Source organism: Ureibacillus thermosphaericus, assembly GCF_002370195.2.
GTDB classification, from domain to species: Bacteria; Bacillota; Bacilli; order Bacillales_A; family Planococcaceae; genus Ureibacillus; species Ureibacillus thermosphaericus.
The window spans coordinates 3304514-3321248 of record NZ_AP018335.1; the positions used below are offsets into that span (position 1 = coordinate 3304514).

At 36.8% G+C, this 16735-nt stretch carries 20 protein-coding genes; 10 read left to right on the plus strand and 10 right to left on the minus strand.

The window, feature by feature from the left end; all coding sequences use genetic code 11:
* Positions 1–210: 210 nt before the first annotated feature.
* From tnpC to tnpA, 3 genes are read right to left on the minus strand one after another with little or no spacing between them, the layout of a single operon-like run.
* Entirely contained in the window at positions 211–1788 is a 1578-nt protein-coding gene (tnpC, locus tag UtA1_RS15930; protein ID WP_126434373.1) for an IS66 family transposase, read from the minus strand.
* 59 nt (positions 1789–1847) lie between these two features.
* The gene (gene tnpB / locus UtA1_RS15935) at positions 1848–2204 is read right to left on the minus strand and encodes an IS66 family insertion sequence element accessory protein TnpB (protein ID WP_096549687.1); all 357 of its coding nucleotides are present in this window, start codon (positions 2202–2204) and stop codon (positions 1848–1850) included.
* On the minus strand, positions 2201–2524 hold the full coding sequence (gene tnpA / locus UtA1_RS15940) for an IS66 family insertion sequence element accessory protein TnpA (protein WP_096549686.1): 324 nt from the start codon (positions 2522–2524) through the stop codon (positions 2201–2203). Before tnpA ends, tnpB begins: the two co-directional genes overlap by 4 nt.
* A gap of 136 nt (positions 2525–2660) precedes the next feature.
* Between tnpA and UtA1_RS15945 the strand changes: the two genes are divergently transcribed.
* The 3 genes from UtA1_RS15945 to UtA1_RS15950 all read left to right on the plus strand — a co-directional run bounded on the left by UtA1_RS15945 (position 2661) and on the right by UtA1_RS15950 (position 4463).
* Entirely contained in the window at positions 2661–3644 is a 984-nt protein-coding gene (locus tag UtA1_RS15945; protein ID WP_096552163.1) for a ParM/StbA family protein, read from the plus strand.
* Complete coding sequence (locus UtA1_RS16870; RefSeq protein WP_096552165.1) at positions 3637–3915, plus strand: hypothetical protein; 279 nt, start codon at positions 3637–3639, stop codon at positions 3913–3915. The genes UtA1_RS15945 and UtA1_RS16870 overlap by 8 nt, the downstream gene beginning before the upstream one ends.
* A 149-nt stretch (positions 3916–4064) precedes the next feature.
* A complete protein-coding gene (locus tag UtA1_RS15950; RefSeq protein WP_232019869.1) occupies positions 4065–4463 on the plus strand; it encodes a winged helix-turn-helix transcriptional regulator in 399 nt (132 codons plus the stop codon).
* A 63-nt stretch (positions 4464–4526) separates the two neighbouring features.
* Here UtA1_RS15950 and UtA1_RS15955 read toward each other — a convergent pair whose 3' ends face one another.
* The 4 genes from UtA1_RS15955 to UtA1_RS15970 all read right to left on the minus strand — a co-directional run bounded on the left by UtA1_RS15955 (position 4527) and on the right by UtA1_RS15970 (position 7804).
* Positions 4527–5450: a hypothetical protein gene (locus tag UtA1_RS15955; protein WP_096552167.1), complete on the minus strand. Its 924-nt coding sequence runs from the start codon at positions 5448–5450 to the stop codon at positions 4527–4529.
* A 163-nt stretch (positions 5451–5613) separates the two neighbouring features.
* Positions 5614–5958 carry a hypothetical protein gene (locus UtA1_RS15960; RefSeq protein ID WP_096552169.1) on the minus strand — a complete coding sequence of 115 codons (345 nt, stop codon included), beginning with the start codon at positions 5956–5958 and terminating at the stop codon, positions 5614–5616.
* A 367-nt stretch (positions 5959–6325) separates the two neighbouring features.
* Positions 6326–7297 carry a hypothetical protein gene (locus tag UtA1_RS15965; protein WP_096552171.1) on the minus strand — a complete coding sequence of 324 codons (972 nt, stop codon included), beginning with the start codon at positions 7295–7297 and terminating at the stop codon, positions 6326–6328.
* Positions 7298–7357: 60 nt separating this feature from the next.
* Positions 7358–7804 carry a helix-turn-helix domain-containing protein gene (locus UtA1_RS15970; protein ID WP_172597890.1) on the minus strand — a complete coding sequence of 149 codons (447 nt, stop codon included), beginning with the start codon at positions 7802–7804 and terminating at the stop codon, positions 7358–7360.
* Between the two features lie 465 nt (positions 7805–8269).
* On the opposite strand from UtA1_RS15970, the gene UtA1_RS17865 reads away from it, so the two are divergent.
* The 3 genes from UtA1_RS17865 to UtA1_RS15980 all read left to right on the plus strand — a co-directional run bounded on the left by UtA1_RS17865 (position 8270) and on the right by UtA1_RS15980 (position 9093).
* The gene (locus UtA1_RS17865; RefSeq protein WP_269471051.1) at positions 8270–8392 is read left to right on the plus strand and encodes a hypothetical protein; all 123 of its coding nucleotides are present in this window, start codon (positions 8270–8272) and stop codon (positions 8390–8392) included.
* A 144-nt stretch (positions 8393–8536) separates the two neighbouring features.
* Positions 8537–8761, plus strand: coding sequence for a DUF2188 domain-containing protein (locus tag UtA1_RS15975; RefSeq protein WP_096552175.1), 225 nt, complete (start codon positions 8537–8539; stop codon positions 8759–8761).
* 50 nt (positions 8762–8811) lie between these two features.
* Positions 8812–9093, plus strand: a complete 282-nt coding sequence (locus UtA1_RS15980) for a YjcQ family protein (RefSeq protein ID WP_172597891.1) — start codon at positions 8812–8814, stop codon at positions 9091–9093.
* Positions 9094–9171: 78 nt separating this feature from the next.
* Here the strand turns inward: UtA1_RS15980 and UtA1_RS17355 are convergent, their stop codons facing one another.
* The 3 genes from UtA1_RS17355 to UtA1_RS15995 form a co-directional block, all read right to left on the minus strand.
* Entirely contained in the window at positions 9172–9315 is a 144-nt protein-coding gene (locus UtA1_RS17355) for a hypothetical protein (protein WP_172597779.1), read from the minus strand.
* 471 nt (positions 9316–9786) lie between these two features.
* Positions 9787–11376, minus strand: coding sequence for a glutathione ABC transporter substrate-binding protein (locus UtA1_RS15990; protein WP_096552179.1), 1590 nt, complete (start codon positions 11374–11376; stop codon positions 9787–9789).
* A gap of 17 nt (positions 11377–11393) precedes the next feature.
* Entirely contained in the window at positions 11394–12461 is a 1068-nt protein-coding gene (locus tag UtA1_RS15995; protein WP_232019870.1) for a M42 family metallopeptidase, read from the minus strand.
* A gap of 332 nt (positions 12462–12793) precedes the next feature.
* Between UtA1_RS15995 and nikC the strand changes: the two genes are divergently transcribed.
* From nikC to UtA1_RS16015, 4 genes are read left to right on the plus strand one after another with little or no spacing between them, the layout of a single operon-like run.
* Positions 12794–13690: a nickel transporter permease gene (nikC, locus tag UtA1_RS16000; protein WP_096552183.1), complete on the plus strand. Its 897-nt coding sequence runs from the start codon at positions 12794–12796 to the stop codon at positions 13688–13690.
* Positions 13691–13706: 16 nt separating this feature from the next.
* Entirely contained in the window at positions 13707–14663 is a 957-nt protein-coding gene (locus UtA1_RS16005; RefSeq protein WP_096552185.1) for an ABC transporter permease, read from the plus strand.
* Positions 14664–14694: 31 nt separating this feature from the next.
* On the plus strand, positions 14695–15741 hold the full coding sequence (locus tag UtA1_RS16010; protein ID WP_096552187.1) for an ABC transporter ATP-binding protein: 1047 nt from the start codon (positions 14695–14697) through the stop codon (positions 15739–15741).
* Complete coding sequence (locus tag UtA1_RS16015) at positions 15704–16723, plus strand: ABC transporter ATP-binding protein (protein ID WP_269471052.1); 1020 nt, start codon at positions 15704–15706, stop codon at positions 16721–16723. Before UtA1_RS16010 ends, UtA1_RS16015 begins: the two co-directional genes overlap by 38 nt.
* Positions 16724–16735: the final 12 nt, after the last annotated feature.

The following is a 16735-nucleotide window of genomic DNA, read 5'->3' on the forward strand; positions in this document are numbered from 1 at the left end:
AACATTAAATTGTTTCCAAAGAATTCATCACTTCTTATTCCAAAATTCTTAACAGTTATGAACTATTACTAAATCATTCATATCCTCGACTATATCTGCCTTCTTCGCACCTTATACGACATGGTTAGTCCTACATTTCGGAATTTTCTCCTTTAATCGTAAGCGTAAAATAGTCCACACCTACCTTTAGATGTGGACTATTGTTATGATTTATTTAGCTTTATTAGGAACACGACATTCTTCTGGAATTGTTGTGGACCAAGGAAGGAGTTGATCTAATTTTTCTTTGTCAGTCAGATTAATATTTGGAAGCTGTTCAAATAAATATTTAAGGTAATTGAATGGGTTTAATCCGTTTTCCTTCGCAGTCTCCACAATGCTATAAATGATTGCGCTGGATTTAGCTCCCTTTATGGTATTGCTAAACAGCCAGTTTTTCCTCCCGATTACAAACGGTTTAATGGATCGTTCTGCGCGGTTGTTATCAATTTCTAAACGACCATCCTCTAAAAAAGCTACTAAACGGTCCCATTGATTACGACAATATTTAATGGCTTGCCCAAGTGCACTTTTTGGCAACACTCTTGTGGCTTGTTCACGAAGCCATGCCAAAAAAGCCTCCAATACCGGTTGGCTGCGTTCTAAACGTTTCTTATAACGTTCTTCAGGACTAACGTCCTTTAGATCCCGTTCTATCGAGAAAAGTTGGTTACAGAATGCAAGACCTTCTTTGGCTTTAACGTGAGTAGTTTTAGCCGATTCAGGAAGAGCCTGCAAAGCTTCTGTGAATTTACGTCTGGCATGAGCCCAACAACCGACCAGACTGACATCGGGGATTCCGTTATAACCGGCATACCCGTCCACATGTAAATATCCACGGAAACCTTCCAAAAATCGTAAAGGATGTTTGGATGCACGGGTTCGCTGGTAGTCATACAATACAATTGGAGGCCCCATTCGTCCTGTCCGATAAAGCCACATAAATGATTTGGAAGTCGCTCGTCGGTCAGGTTCTGAAAGAACCTGTAAGGTGGTCTCATCCGCATGGAGGATATCCTGATTCAATAGATGGTTACGCATTCGGTCGTAAACAGGACTCAACCAGGTGTCGGCTCCATACAAAATCCAATTGGATAAGGTTTGCCTGGAAATGAATATGCCAAATCGCTCCAGATGTTTTTCCTGGCGATACAAAGGCATACTTTCAACGTATTTCTGCGTCATCGTATAAGCCATTGACGATGGAGATGCCAGACTTCCCGGAAAAACAGGAGCCGGCATTTTCGCCGTGACAATAGGCGTCTCGAGTTCATGGCGTTCACAATGACGGCAACTATAAACATATTGGACATGCTTTTTCACTTTTACTTGTGCTGGAATAACTTCTATTTCTCTGCGTACCTGCGTACTCATTTCGTGTAGCGGTCCAGCGCAACACGAACAAACCTGTTCCTCAGCTGGCAAACGGTATTCCACCGTTTCAGTAGGCAGGTTGTCTAGTTTTTCATCTCGACGATTTCGCTTCTTCTTGCGTGTATATGTAATGGTTTCAATCGTCGGCTCTTCTTCATCAGGATTTGCGGTAGCTTCAGCTTCATTGAAAAGAGACAGTTGGTCTGAATTGATCTTCTCACTGGAAGAACCAAAACGACGTTGTTGACTTAACCGAAATTGCTCCTCATACCATTTTAGCTTTGCTTCCAAAGCTTCCTTTTCTATTTCAAGCTTTTCGGTACGCGCTTTATAGTATTCAATTGTTTCTTGAGTTTTCATGTCCATGTTTTTCATAGTTCCAGTATACGCAAAAGAATCCGGCTTGACCAGTCGGATTCTCAAATTTTTTAATTTTAAAGAATGGTACGAGCTTTCACTGCGGGATGCGCTTGTTTTTGCTCAATAGATAATCCGTCCAATAACCAACGAAGTTGGCGTGGACTAATATTCATTGGTGTCCCATCCTGATCGGATGGCCAGTCGAATGTTCCTCGCTCTAATCTTCGATAATGGAGCCAAAACCCATTATTATCCCATTGTAGGATTTTAAGTTTATCCCTTTTCCGATTACAGAAAACGAATAAACAAGGGGAAAAAGGATCCAAATCGAAGCATTCTTTGACGATGACTGCGAGACCATCTATCGATTTCCGGAGATCTGTGCTTCCACGCGCAAGGTACACTCGTTCAAAATTTGCGTTGGATATCATCGTTTTTGGATCACACGCACTACATCAGAAAGTAGATTCAAATCGGTGCCCGGACGTACTTCGATGGACAGAGCACCGTAATGAATAAGCACAGATTCCTGACCCGTATGATGGGAGGAGATATCTTGGACATCCACCGTCAACCATTTTGTTTGATGCTCATTCGTAGAAATTTCTTCCTCTCTAAACTTTCGTATCCAGTAGTACATTTGATGCTTTTTTACATCGTTGATGCGAGACCACTCAGCAGCACTCAACCCACTTGTTTTCCAAGCATCGTACCTAGATTTCCATTCTATTCTTTTGTCAGCATCATTCATAGCATAACCTCCAGCATTTTTTCTAAGGAGATTATCTCACGGAACATTCACAACTAGAAGGTGCTGAGTATTTGACGCTTACCTTTAATCTGCTTATCATATAAAAACAAAAATTTTAAAGGAGGAATCGAAATATATGATTAATTATTTAGCCATTGCAGTTGATAGTGGAAAACACACAACAAAAAGTGTTTGCTCAATTAACGGAACTCTACACAAAATACAGTTTAGAACAAAGATACAGGAGATTCAGAATTTAGGGATAGACATCACAGCGAATAACCATATCATTGAATTTGAAGGAAAAACCTATCTGATAGGTGATATGGTAGCTGAAAATAAAACAAGTTATGATATTACTAAACATTCAATGGAACATTTGCTATGTATCTACCTGGCAATTACAAAGTTTATCGAAAAAAACGATGCCAAGAATCATGGTATACCCAATATTCGTGTTGCAGTTAATGTTCCGATAAACATTTATAAAAATGCAGTCTTAAAAGAGAGATTTGGTAATTTCATCCAAAATCAACAAAGAGCTATCACACTTCGAGTGAACGGTAAAGCATTCATTTTCAGAATTGAAAAAGTGATTTTATTGCCAGAAGGAACTGGTCCGATTTATTCAAGAATAGGAGATTTTAAAACAAAGCGTAGCTTAATTGTCGATATTGGTGGCCTGAACGTAAACTATTGCTCGTTCAACGGACTTGTTCCATTACTGGATACAATGGTCATTAGTAACAATGGAATCAATATCCTACGCTCAAAAATTGCAGAGAAGTTGACATCCCGATACGGTATATCTGTTTCAGATGAGGATGTGGAACAGATTTTAAAAGATGGTTGTTATCTATATGCCAACGGTACTAAACAGGAAGACAGCAAGGAAATTATAGAGAACCTAATCAGTACTCATGTAGCTGAACTGTTCAACTATGCCAAATCAAGAGGGATTACGTTTAACAATACTACTGTCGTGTGTTGCGGAGGTGGTGCTCTGTTACTAAAAGAGGAAATTTTAAAGCAATATCCTTCAGCAATAATCGAACAAGACAGCCAGTTTTCCAATGTTCTTAGCTTCTATAGAGTTTTGGAAGTGAAGAAACTTGTCTAAATATAAAGTGTCGATAAGTTTCAAACAAAACGCTCTACACCTCTACGAATATCTTAAAACGAAAGATAATATCAGCAGTTATCTGTGCAAGTTAATTGAAGCTGACATGTACAATCAACAGAATGCTCCAGATTTAGAAGCTAAAGTGGAGGAAATCGTGTACAAGCTTCTTCAAAACAAGAACTTATTAGCAAATGTCTCTTTGAAAACTAACGACGTGGTGGAAAAACTTTCTGAAGAGGATATAGATTTAATTAATCAATTATTTTAGAGCCATCATTATAAATGGCTCTTTTCATTTGTGCTTACTCAAACCTTATAGAACAAATATATTCCCTTGTAACAAGCAGTTCAGTGATATAATTAAGGCAAGAGATTTTATAAGAAATGACTTACTATTAAGTAGGATGGTGCTTTATAGTGGATGATTTTATAAAGGCTTTCAAAAAAATGATGGAAACAGACTTGTCTTTGATTAATATACTTAATGAATTAAAAGATGAAAATGGAGTAGCTAACATCTCACAAAAAGAGCTTTCAAACAGGTTAGGTATTTCCCCTTCAAACATATCAAAACGAATTAATAGACTGCTTAAATACAGTGCAATACGCAAGATTAAAAATGGACAATATCAGTTATTAAGTGGCGACTTAAGAGATACTCCCTATGTCTTGGTTTTCGACTTATTGCTTCTAATTTCCAAAAAACCTGAACTCTATAGTGATTACAAATCTCAAAGCGAGGAACTCAAAGTAGAATTGAATGAAATCCAAAGAGCATGGGGCTTTATCAATAATAGCTTTGGTTCTGGCTTATGACTTTTAGGAAGATTATGAGTTAAGCCCCAAGCTTTTCTTCAAAATTTCTTGCAATACTTAGATTTACTGTGACTCTTTCTCTGGGAGTTTCTGTTGCTGTTCCTGGTCATCTATATCTATATTCATCTTTTCGACATATTGAATAATACTTTCAATGCTTTTATAGATATTTGTTTCTTGAATTGGTGTATCGCTAAATGCCCAAGCAAGAAATAGCTGACTGAGAACCGTTAAAATTGGGGTTAAAACCTTTTTCCAAGTGCTCACGTCTTCTTCGTCTAACTTGCCTTCCTGAACATCAGCATCTGTTAAATCAAGGATAATGTTGATTTTAAGAGCTAAATTGAAAAATTCTGGTTTTTTAATTTCCACTTGCAAATCCTCTTGCAATTCTTCAATTTCCTCAAACTCATCCTCTTTCTTATCCTGAACGTAGTCATTTAATTTCTCAATAAAAGAATCATTTATATTAGAAGATAGATGATTGAAAAAAGAAGAAAACTTATGGGTGTTTGAAAAAACAATCTTATGAGTGTTTAAAAGAGTTATTGCTTTTGCCATTTTAGAAAAGTCATGGCGTGGAATGTTTGACATTGCTCTTACTGAATCATTAGAAAAATTGGCTATTAGACCACTTTTAGTTTTAGCTAATTCACTTGCTAATCTACTTGCTTTGATTATGGCTCTTTGTCGCTCCGTAGAATAACGGGCCATTGCACTGCTTTTTGCCATTTCATGAGCTAATGCACTTACTTTTTCTATAGAATTTACTTTTTCCGCATGATAACTGGCTATTAGACCACTATTTCTCATTTCACTGGCTAACTTACTGGCTTTTATTACAGCTCTTTCTTGCCCCATAGGATAACTGACTATTAGTTTACTGGCTAATTCACTGGCTCTTGTCATTTGATTTATCATTCTTTGACTACTGTTTATTTGATTTATCATATTCTGCCATTTTCTTAAATGCTCAAAAGCATCCATTACAATTCACCACTTTCAAGATTGACTAACCTTCTTGTTTCATTTGCAACACTATTTAATCCAATACTCGAACGGTTCTAATAAGTCTCTATTTCAAAGTCAGTTAATTCATCTTGTCTTGACAGTTCACGTAATTTCTTAAATTAGAAAATAGCTCACTATTTTATAAGATACTATTCAATTCGGACAAAGAGATATAAGCAACTGCACTTCCACGTCCAAATTTTTTCAGCACTTTTTCTTCTGCATTTTGTAACTTTTTCAATATTTCCAAAGGAGCTTCAGTGCCTTCAAAACGTTTTCTTCCCTTCTCAGAACCTTCTTCGATAATTTCCCATTTTGAAGGTTGAAATGCACAAACAACTTTTCCACCACTAACTCCAGCGACATATTGAATATACGGAATTCTGCCTTTATTTATCTTCCAATTTCCACGAGTAGCTTCATAGTAATCTTTACCTTCTTTTAATGCTTTATGGATTTTCAATAACAAGATTTCCTCTTTCATGAGTGACTCCCCCTTTTTTCTTTACAAAATATTATACAACAACAATTATTTATCCTTATAAAACAATAACTCTGTTGAAGACATTTTGCGGAAGGAATAAAACAAAACGTCACTATACTGATGGTTTCCTCAAAAACAAATAGACCACTAAAATGATTTAGAGGTATGAACTATTTCGTACTTCTTATGCAATTGCTCTAAATAGTTACTAAAATCGTATGAACATATTATGAACTGTTTATTACTTCTTTCAGCATTGTTGCAACATATTTATGTAACAAACGCCTTTTTAGTATTCCTTTCTATCCTTACTAAAACAAAAACGCCTTAAAAAAGGCACTGGTTTTTCCAATGCCTTTTCTCCCTCTTATATTCCTTGACTATGGTACTGCCACATGTGCTCCTCATAGAAATAATAAGTGTAATTCGAGAAAGCAATAATCATTTTTTCAAAAATATCTACCAGTTCTTCTACTGTATCCTTCACGCTTTTTAAAGGCTTGAACTCTACCAAAATTGAGTTATCCTTAAATACAACCTTTTCCCCTATTCTTTCTTTAACAAGGACCTCTTTTTCTTTAATAGCGTTGTATATTTTCCTGGTATTCTCGCTAAACCGCAATTCTACGAACGCCATGTTCCGTCTGTCGCTCAAAGAGACAAAGTAATTGCAGTCACTTCGACCAGCACCAAAGCTAATCACACGAATACTATCTAAGTTAGCTTTTTGCCGATGAAATGGAAGGAAATATGGAATTCTCTTCCTTAGTGTTTCTAAGAGATATTCATTGGCATCTTTTCTTAATTCAAAATTATACCTCTTTTCTTTTCTCTCTATCTTCGTTCCTTGTATCGGCTTTACAATGCTATCCTTTTCTAAGAATTGAATAGGATTAGTTATATCTAACAAGTGCAAGTTTTCATAGATTTTTAACTTATGCATCCTATTTAACATTTCAAGAGGATTTAAAATATTAGGATTCAGTTTTATCAAGTACAAATTGATTGATTTTCCAGATTTCAAAATTGTTTGTTGTAGTTCCTTTATGTGGTGCTCTTGAAAATCGTAAGCAAGATAGACAACGCTTCCTTTTTCAATCATGTTGATTATTTTTAACACCTTTTTTTGATGCGTTGTATTGCTCTTAAGCAAAACATTTTCTACAAATACTTCATTCCCTGTGTTGTCAAATCCATACATATCAATTTTCATACCTGGATAATGTTTTTCCAATTGTACGTTTTCTAAGCTAAAACCAAGCTCCTTCTCAAGAATTCCTTTATTTTGTTGCAGGGATAAAGAAAATATAAACTCTTTTTCGCTTCCCTTAAAACTCATCTCTTTTTTCCTCCCTGTAATAAAAAGGAGACTTTTTTAAAAAAGCCCCCTATTTTTAAACTATTTACTTACCTGTTTAAAGTCATCAATCAGTTCCGAAAGGTCAAATAACTGCTTAATTTTACTATTCTCATCCCAAGACATTTCGATTATGAACTCAATTATCTGTACAAGAGCTTCTTTCGCATCTTTACTAATCAGATTGTGTTCATCAATCTTACAGTCATTGTACAAGATTAACTCTGATATCATAGGAGCTTCTTGTACCGAAGTTTCTGTTGTTGAAATATCCAACAATAAAGATAGTGGGATTCCAAGGGCCTTGGAAATTTTAGAAGCAATTGGGACAGATGGTGCTTTTCTTTCTCCCTTCTCAAGTCGATTAAGGTAGCCAGTGCTAACCCCCGTTTTTTCATAAAGCTGTTGTAAAGAGTAGCCCCGTTTTTCACGCCAGTACCTCAAAGTCGACCCAAAATTGTTACTTACTGCCCTATCATTTTTACTCATATTCATTTCTCCTCCCGTTAAATTTGTCTAATCATTTCGATTAGAGCATCCTGTTTTGGCAGTTTTCTTAAATAGAAATCCGTGTTTGTAATAAAGAACTTTATATTATAGATTTTAGAATTTGATTTATTCGTTAATAGATTGGTTATATAGTGCGATTAAGCTATTATTTTCACATAAAAAACACCTTGTCTTCCTTGACAAAATGTTTTAACAAAATGCAAAAATAAAATTTGTTTAAATTCGGATGGATCCCCCGTATTTTCTTATAAATACTCTTTTTTCCTCTACTATTCATATGTTTTATCATTTGACAAATTAAATTAAAAATACCACAAAACACAATATATAGTATTTTGATACCAAAACAACCACAATATATATTGTTTATACAGATAACTAATGATATAATGCTAAAGTGCAGGGGGGAATGATTATAATATTCTGAAAGTGAAGGTGACTAATATGTTAAAAGTAAATATCAATCAACTTAATAGAGCTATTAGAGATTTGAATAGAGAAATCGAAAAACAAGTGAAGAAAGAATTGCAGAAGCTTGAACGTGAACTGAAGAGAAAATTGAAATAAAAAAGCCCTTATTTGTTTTGCCGAACAAATAAGAGCAACAGAATAATGTATTTGCAGTTATATATATTAACGAAAATTTCTTTTTAAGTATAGAGGACAATATGTTCGCCCCCCTCCTATTTCAAAACTCAGAGGTGATACTATATGGGAAAGAACCAACATGTTACTCCACATCCTGGCGGTGGTTATCAGGTTAAAGGTGCGGGTAATTCAAGAGCCACTAAAATTTTTGATACTCAACGTGAAGCTATTTCGTTCGCTAAGACCATTGCTCAGAATCAAAAATCAGAACTATTTATTCATAACAGAAGAGGACAAATCAGAGAAAGAAATAGTTACGGAAACGATTCTTACCCTCCAAAGGGTTAATTTACATGCATCTCTTACTACAAATTGATTCTGAATTAGAGGAAGATACTATGGATAAACAACGATTACTTTATGTTGTTCTAAAAGAAATTGATAAAGGGAATTGTTCATTCACTGCAAACAGCTTTGACGTTAGTGAAGAAGAACTGCATGATATCATAGGTATAGCAAAACAAGAAGGGTTCATTCAAAATATATATTGGGCGGACAATATCCCACATTATGAGATGGCAAAGATAACATTGTCAGGACTTAAATATTTGGATGAAAACAGTAAATGGGCTAAAGCATATCGAATAGCTAAAGAAGTTAAAGATTTTATCAAGCTATAAGATAATCGAGTAGGAGGGAGCGATTAACTCCCGTCCTCTCACACCACCGTACGTACGGTTCCGTATACGGCGGTTCAATTAAGATGATTGACGCAAGTCTTTATAACTTCCGTGAATAGCTGTTCTCTTTATGCCAGTGGTCACTCCACCCTCCAAGAGGTCTCCCACGGGATTCACCGCTTCCTTCCTCAAGTGAGGTACTACGTTTTCTGTGTTCATCATGACTCACTGAATGCCAAGGGCTATTCTCTCTTAATTGTTCGGTCCTTCTTAGTAGTTCTAAACCAACTAATACTATGACCTCTGCTGACTTCTGACGGTTCAGCTACTTATCACTAAGTAGGTTATGAAGCGTACTTCACATATCCGCCAGACCTCCCCGGGTAAGAATGTAATCTTTCCTTCCATCTATCTGCTTCATTTACTCTGTACCACCTTTGGCAGAAAGGACTTTGTTTTGTTTAGCAAACTCATCCAATGATACCTAGCCTTATATGAAGTTCGTGTTCCTCAGACCGGAAGTTTGCCGCTCGCTTCCTTCAGATTCCGCGTCACCACGGACACCCTTGCGTTAAGCTAACTGTTACTTCTGCCTTCACAGTTCGGGACTTACACCCTATAGATTACACCCATGCCAGGCGCACTAAAAAAAGCATCCGAAAGTGCATTGACTTCGGATGCTTTCCATCATTTTTATTTTTCAATAGAAACTTTTTTAAGGTCTAACAATCCAATAGGAAGTTGTTTTAATCCTTTTACTTCATCGCGAACAGCTACTAGATTTTCTTGATGAAGCAAGAATACACATGGCGCAAGTTCAGTGATTCGTTGTTGAGCTTGACTATAGAATTCTTGACGTTTTTCAGGATCTGCTGTTTTACGAGCTTCATCTAAGGCTTTGTCTAATTCTGCATCTTTCGTAAATGTACGGTTACCTTGAACACCTACATTAGAAGAATGATACAACGCATATAAGCCATTATCGGCATCTCCTGTAACAGTTGTCCAGCCAAATACCATCATTTCGTGTTCGCCTTTAGCTGTTTGTTCAAGCATTGATGCCCATTCAAGAGTTTTTACTTCCACTTTGATACCGATTTTTGCTAATTGAGATTGAACATTTGTTGCAATATCTGAACGTTGGCGGTCATCGTTTGTCCAAATTGTTGTGGAGAATCCATTTGGATAACCCGCTTCTGCCAATAACTCTTTCGCTTTTTCTGGATTATATTCAATTCCTTTAATACTATCATCATAACCAAATAGGCCAGGTGCTAAAGGTCCTTTTGCCTCAATAGCTACACCATTATAAATACCATCAATGATTTCTTTTTTATCAATAGCCATTGCGATTGCTTGACGAACTCGAACATCATCAAATGGTTTTTTCGACATATTCATACCGATATAAGTAACTGCTGAACTTTTTGTTTTTTGAGAATGTAATCCGTCTGTATTATCCACTTGTTCCAAATCGGATGGACTTAACGGTGTTGAGATATGAGAATCTCCTGTTTGCAATTCAGAAATTCGAGTTAAATCTTCAGGAACAACTTTAAATGTAACAGAATCTAGTTTTGATGGTTCTCCCCAGTAATCTTCATTTTTCACTAAAGTAATGGACTGTCCATTTTTCCATTCTTTAAATTTGAATTGACCTGTACCGATAGGGTTGGCATTGATTACACTTCCTGGTTTTTCACCTTTTTCCATTGCTGCATAATCTTCTTCAATTTGTTTTTTAGAAATCATTTGTCCACCTGGATGAGCAAAGTGTGCAGGAAGTGGAGAGAAAGGATATTTTGTTTTAATGCGAACTGTATAATCATCGACAACTTCTACACTATCAATCATGTTGTACATAAATTGTACTGGTGACGCTATTTTTGGATCCAAAATACGTTCAATATTCGCTTTTACAACTTCCGCATTAAACGGTGTTCCATCATGGAAAGTAACACCTTGACGAAGTTTAAACTCCCAAGTTGTATCATCTACTTGTTCCCAGCTTTCTGCAAGACCTGGTTGATTTTGCATATTTTCATCTTGCACAACTAATGTGTCATAAATATTGATGCGAACATTGGCAGATGCCGTATCATTTGTTAAATGCGGGTCTAAAGATACCGCATCAGATTGAGTGGCAATAACTAAATTGCCTCCTTCATTATTTGATTTTGGATTATCCGAACTTTCCTCTTTCTTATCATCGCTACATGCAGCTAACACTAAAGTTAGAATCAGTAGCAATGTGAAAATATAGGATTTCTTAAACTTCTGCATTCTTTTTCCTTCCTTTCTTAAAATTCAAATGTTGACGTTTCTTCTAAACTCAAAATAAAAGCGAGCGCCAAATCTCTTGTCGCCATTAAATCAGAACGGCTAATCACTTCGACTGGAGAATGGGCATTACGGGAAGGGATAGATAAAACCCCTGTTGGAATTCCCTTCGTTTCATAAGCAATTCCACCCCCATCAGTACCGATACCCGGAAATACTTCTAATTGATATGGAATTTGATTCACTTTGGCAATATTTTTTAAAGTGTCTTTCACTTTTTTATGTACAATTAAGCTAAAGTCCATCACTTTAATACCTGTTCCTGCCCCAAGTGCCAAGCTTCTATCCATTGTTTCTTCCGGCGTATCACTGACAGCAGTTGTGTCGATGGCAATTGCCACATCCACATCTTCTAATTGTTTAATGGCTGTTTTAGCTCCCCGTAAACCAACCTCTTCCTGAACGGTAAAAAGAAAAATGACTTCACCGCAAAAGTCTTTGCCATCCAATTCGTTTAAAACTGATAATAGGACGGCACAACCTGCTCTGTTATCAAATGCTTTGCCGACAAAAAAAGCATTTTCCTTTTTCCCCATTGTTTTAAATTCGGTTGCCCATGTAACAGGAGTTCCTACATCCACTCCCATTTCCAGAGCTTCTTGCTTCGAAGTGGCACCAATATCAATATACAATTGTTTATGGGTGCGAACTTTTTTCGGATCATCGAATTTCATATAATGGGCAGACATTGTTCCAATGACACCATTTAACACTTGTTTGTCACCTAGAACCTTCACTTGTTGCGCCAATAAAATCCGATCATCATGTCCTCCCAGCTTTTCAAAGCGTAACAAGCCATTGTCCTCAATTTTTCTAACAATAAATCCTACTTCATCCATATGAGCAGTCAACAATATAACCGGACCTGACCTGCTACCTTTTTTTCTGGCGACGACATTTCCTAAAGAATCAACATAAAATTCGTCAACCTTGTTTTTTACATAGTCTCGAATGAAATATGTTACTTCATGTTCATACCCACAAGGACCATGCAATTCACTCAGTTGTTTTAAAAGTTGTTCCATCATGGACTCCTTTCATAAAAATGCCTAGTTAAGTACTAGCCATTATGACAATTTATACCTTAGAATTATACTAAAACAAGTAGGAAAATCAATTCTTTTTTATAAAATAATTAGAAAATTATGAAGGTATAATAGATTTTAATAATATATTCTTTCTATACTCAACGATAGAATTCTCTGTACTTACCGAAAATAAAGGGATATTTTATCATCATTTAGAAAATTCAGAATGAAGATGCTAATTAGAGAATTTATTATTCTAATAATTTTTAAACTATGTTAAAATCAAAAAACAGCTAAGGAAAATTTTAGATAAATAGAAAGGAAGTAAAAAGATGGTTGGGATGAAAAATAGTTCCAATACCTACTTGCCTGTACAGCGCACCGCTCGACTCAACAATTGGAAAAAAGTATTTAGCCGATTGGTTAGAAATAAATCAGCCGTTATAGGGGGAAGCTTTATTCTGTTATTTATGATTATTGTATTTTTTGCCCCATTGTTGGCACCCTACGATCCCATCCAACAGGATATGTTAAATAAGCTTCAGACCCCTTCCAGTGAACATTGGTTTGGAACCGACAACTTTGGAAGGGATATTTTTAGCCGAATCCTTTACGGCACAAGGCTTACAATGATTGTTGGATTTTTTTCTGTCGCATTAGGTGCAACAATTGGCGTTTTATTGGGCATCATTTCCGGTTACTACGGGGGAAAAATCGATTCAGTCATCATGCGAATCATGGATATTTTCCTTGCATTTCCTGGAATTCTTTTAGCCCTTGCCATTGTCACTATATTAGGCGGAAGTTTAATTAACGTGATAATAGCCGTTTCCTTTTCATCAATTCCTATTTTTGCACGCATTGTCCGCGCATCCACTTTATCAGTAAAAAAATTGGAATATATTGATGCGATACGTGCTCTCGGTGCAAGCGATCGAAGAATTATTTTTAAACATATTTTTCCTAATATCACTTCACCATTAATTGTTCAGGCAACATTAAATATTGCTACAGCGATTTTATCTGCAAGCGGTCTTTCATTTCTTGGTTTAGGGGCACAACCTCCTACTCCAGAGTGGGGAGCAATGCTTAGTGACGGGCGAAATTACTTATTTAACGCACCCCATGTGGCATTATTTCCTGGTTTATCCATCGTCATTGTTGTACTTGCCTTTAACTTGCTCGGGGACGGATTGAGGGATGCTCTTGATCCAAAAAATAAAGACTAAAACGAGGTGACCAAACGTGTTTCAATTTATCGTGCGCCGGATTTTGCAAACAATTCCTGTGTTAATTGGGATTTCCATATTAGTTTTTAGCATGCTACATCTGATACCGGGAGATCCGGCACAAATTATGGCTGGTGAAAGCGCGACAAAAGAACAAGTTGAAAATATCCGAGAACAACTCGGCTTGAACGATCCATTGCCTGTTCAATACTTCAAATATATTGGACATGCCGTTCAAGGCGATTTAGGTACATCCATTCGAAGTGGTCGTGATGTGACGGAAGAAATCGAATCGCGCATTGGAATCACAATAGAATTAGCCTTTTATAGTACGGTATTAGCTATTTTTATAGGAATCATTGCAGGAGTTATTTCTGCTACAAGAAAAAATTCATTTATCGATACAGGAATTATGGTTCTTGCCTTATTTGGATTGTCTATGCCTAATTTCTGGTTAGGATTAATGCTTATCCAATGGTTTGCAATCGGCATTGATTTGCCAAGCTGGATTCCATTTTTGGAAGATACAAGTTGGTTTAAACCATCCGGATGGGGAAGTTTTGAACAAATGGTGTTGCCTGTCCTCACACTTGGTACTGGAAGTGCAGCGATTATTGCCAGAATGACCCGCTCCAGCATGCTAGATGTAATTGGACAAGATTATATTCGAACAGCACGTGCAAAAGGTGTAAAAGAAAGTATTGTGATTTATCGGCATGCTTTAAAAAATGCATTAATTCCTGTCGTCACAGTAGTTGGTTTGCAATTCGGTACATTGCTTGGCGGAGCAGTATTAACGGAAACGGTTTTTGCTATCAACGGGCTTGGAAGACTGATTGTAGATTCCATCGCTACACGGGATTTTCCTGTTGTTCAAGGCTCCGTTTTAATCATCGCCTTATTGTTTGTACTGGTAAATTTACTCGTCGACATTGCTTACAAATTATTAAATAAACGCATTGACTTCGAATAGACGAACATTTTTACTAGAAAGGAAAATACATATGGCTTCTTCAAATTCCTATGAAAATATATTGGAAGTAAGAAACTTGCAAACTTCCTTTTTTACAAAAGAAATAGAAGTAAAAGCGGTAGATGGCGTCACATTTACTATTCCAAAACAAAAAACGCTCGGCGTCGTTGGAGAATCCGGTTCTGGAAAAAGCATTACCTCACTCTCCATTCTTCGCCTAATAGAAAAACCGGGAAAAATCGTCGGAGGGGAAATTCTTTTTAAAGGGGAAAATTTACTCGAAAAATCAGAAGCTGAAATGCGAAAAATACGGGGAAATGAAATTTCTATGATTTTCCAAGAACCGATGACATCCTTAAACCCAACCCTTACAATTGGCCAACAAATAAATGAAGCCTATCTCATTCACCAAGGACTCAGCAAAAAAGAGGCAACGAAACGTTCCATTGAAATGTTAAAACTTGTCGGCATCCCTTCCCCGGAAAAACGAATCAAACAATATCCTTATGAACTTTCAGGGGGAATGCGGCAACGTGTCATGATTGCCATGGCATTAGCTTGCAATCCTGACTTGCTTATTGCAGATGAACCAACAACTGCGCTAGATGTAACGATTCAAGCGCAAATTCTTAACCTCATCAAAGATCTTCAACAAAAACTCGGAATGGGTGTGCTATTCATTACCCATGACCTTGGTGTAGTGGCGGAAATATGCGATTATGTCGCAGTGATGTATTGTGGCCAAGTGGTTGAATATGCCGATGTAAAAACATTATTTAAACAGCCGAAACATCCATATACCGTCGGATTAATGAAATCAATTCCTCCTCACGATTATGATGTGGAAGGGGATTTAGATATTATTGAAGGAATGGTGCCAAGTCCAGCTGAAATCCCAATTGGTTGTCGATTTGCACCTCGTTGTCCTTTTGCAACAGAACTTTGCAAACAAAAAATGCCTGAGCTAATCACAGACAAAAATAACAATCAAGTCCGCTGTTGGATTTATACCAATGAGTGGGACGGTGAGAAAGGGATCGATGTCCGTGCAAGAAAAGAAAATATTGCTCAAAGTTGAACATTTAAAACAATACTTTCCAATTAAAGGTGGCATTTTGGGAAGAACGCTTAATTATGTAAAAGCGGTTGATGACATCTCCTTTACTATTTATGAAGGGGAAACGCTAAGCATCGTCGGAGAATCAGGCTGCGGAAAATCTACAACGGGACGAGCCATACTTCGCCTTGATGAACCAACTTCAGGCAGTGTGGAATTTGACGGAGTCGACTTATTAGCATTAAGCAAAAAAGAAATGAATAAAATGAGGAAAAATTTGCAAATCATATTTCAAGATCCGTATGCTTCGTTAAATCCTAGACAAACGGTAAGACAAATTTTGTTGGAAGCCATGGAAATTCAAAATGTCTTACCAAAAAATGAACGGGATAAACGAGTATTGGAATTATTAGAACTTGTCGGACTTTCTGCACAACAGGCTGATCGCTACCCGCATGAATTCAGCGGCGGTCAACGTCAACGGATTGGGATTGCCCGCGCACTTTCAGTTAATCCTAAATTAATCATTGCAGACGAAGCAGTATCCGCCCTTGATGTTTCTATTCAAGCACAAGTTCTTAATTTGTTGAAAAAACTTCAGAGGGAATTGGGATTGACCTATTTATTTATTTCCCATGATATGGGGGTTGTCCGTTATATTTCTGATCGCATTATTGTAATGTATTTAGGCAAAATTGTCGAAATGGCTGATAAAAAAACATTGTTTGAAAACCCTCAACATCCATATACAAAAGCTTTATTATCAGCTATTCCAAGCACAGATATTGACCGAAAAAAAGAGCGAATCATTTTGAAAGGCGATGTGCCTTCCCCAATTAATCCGCCGACGGGTTGCCGTTTTCACAGTCGCTGTCCGTTCGCTACTGATGTTTGTAGAACAACGAATCCAGAACTAAGAAAGCCTAAGCATTCCAATGAGGGCCATTTAGCAGCCTGCCATCATATGGAGGAAATTTCATCCCCAAAACCTCTCAACATTTGATTATGGACGCTT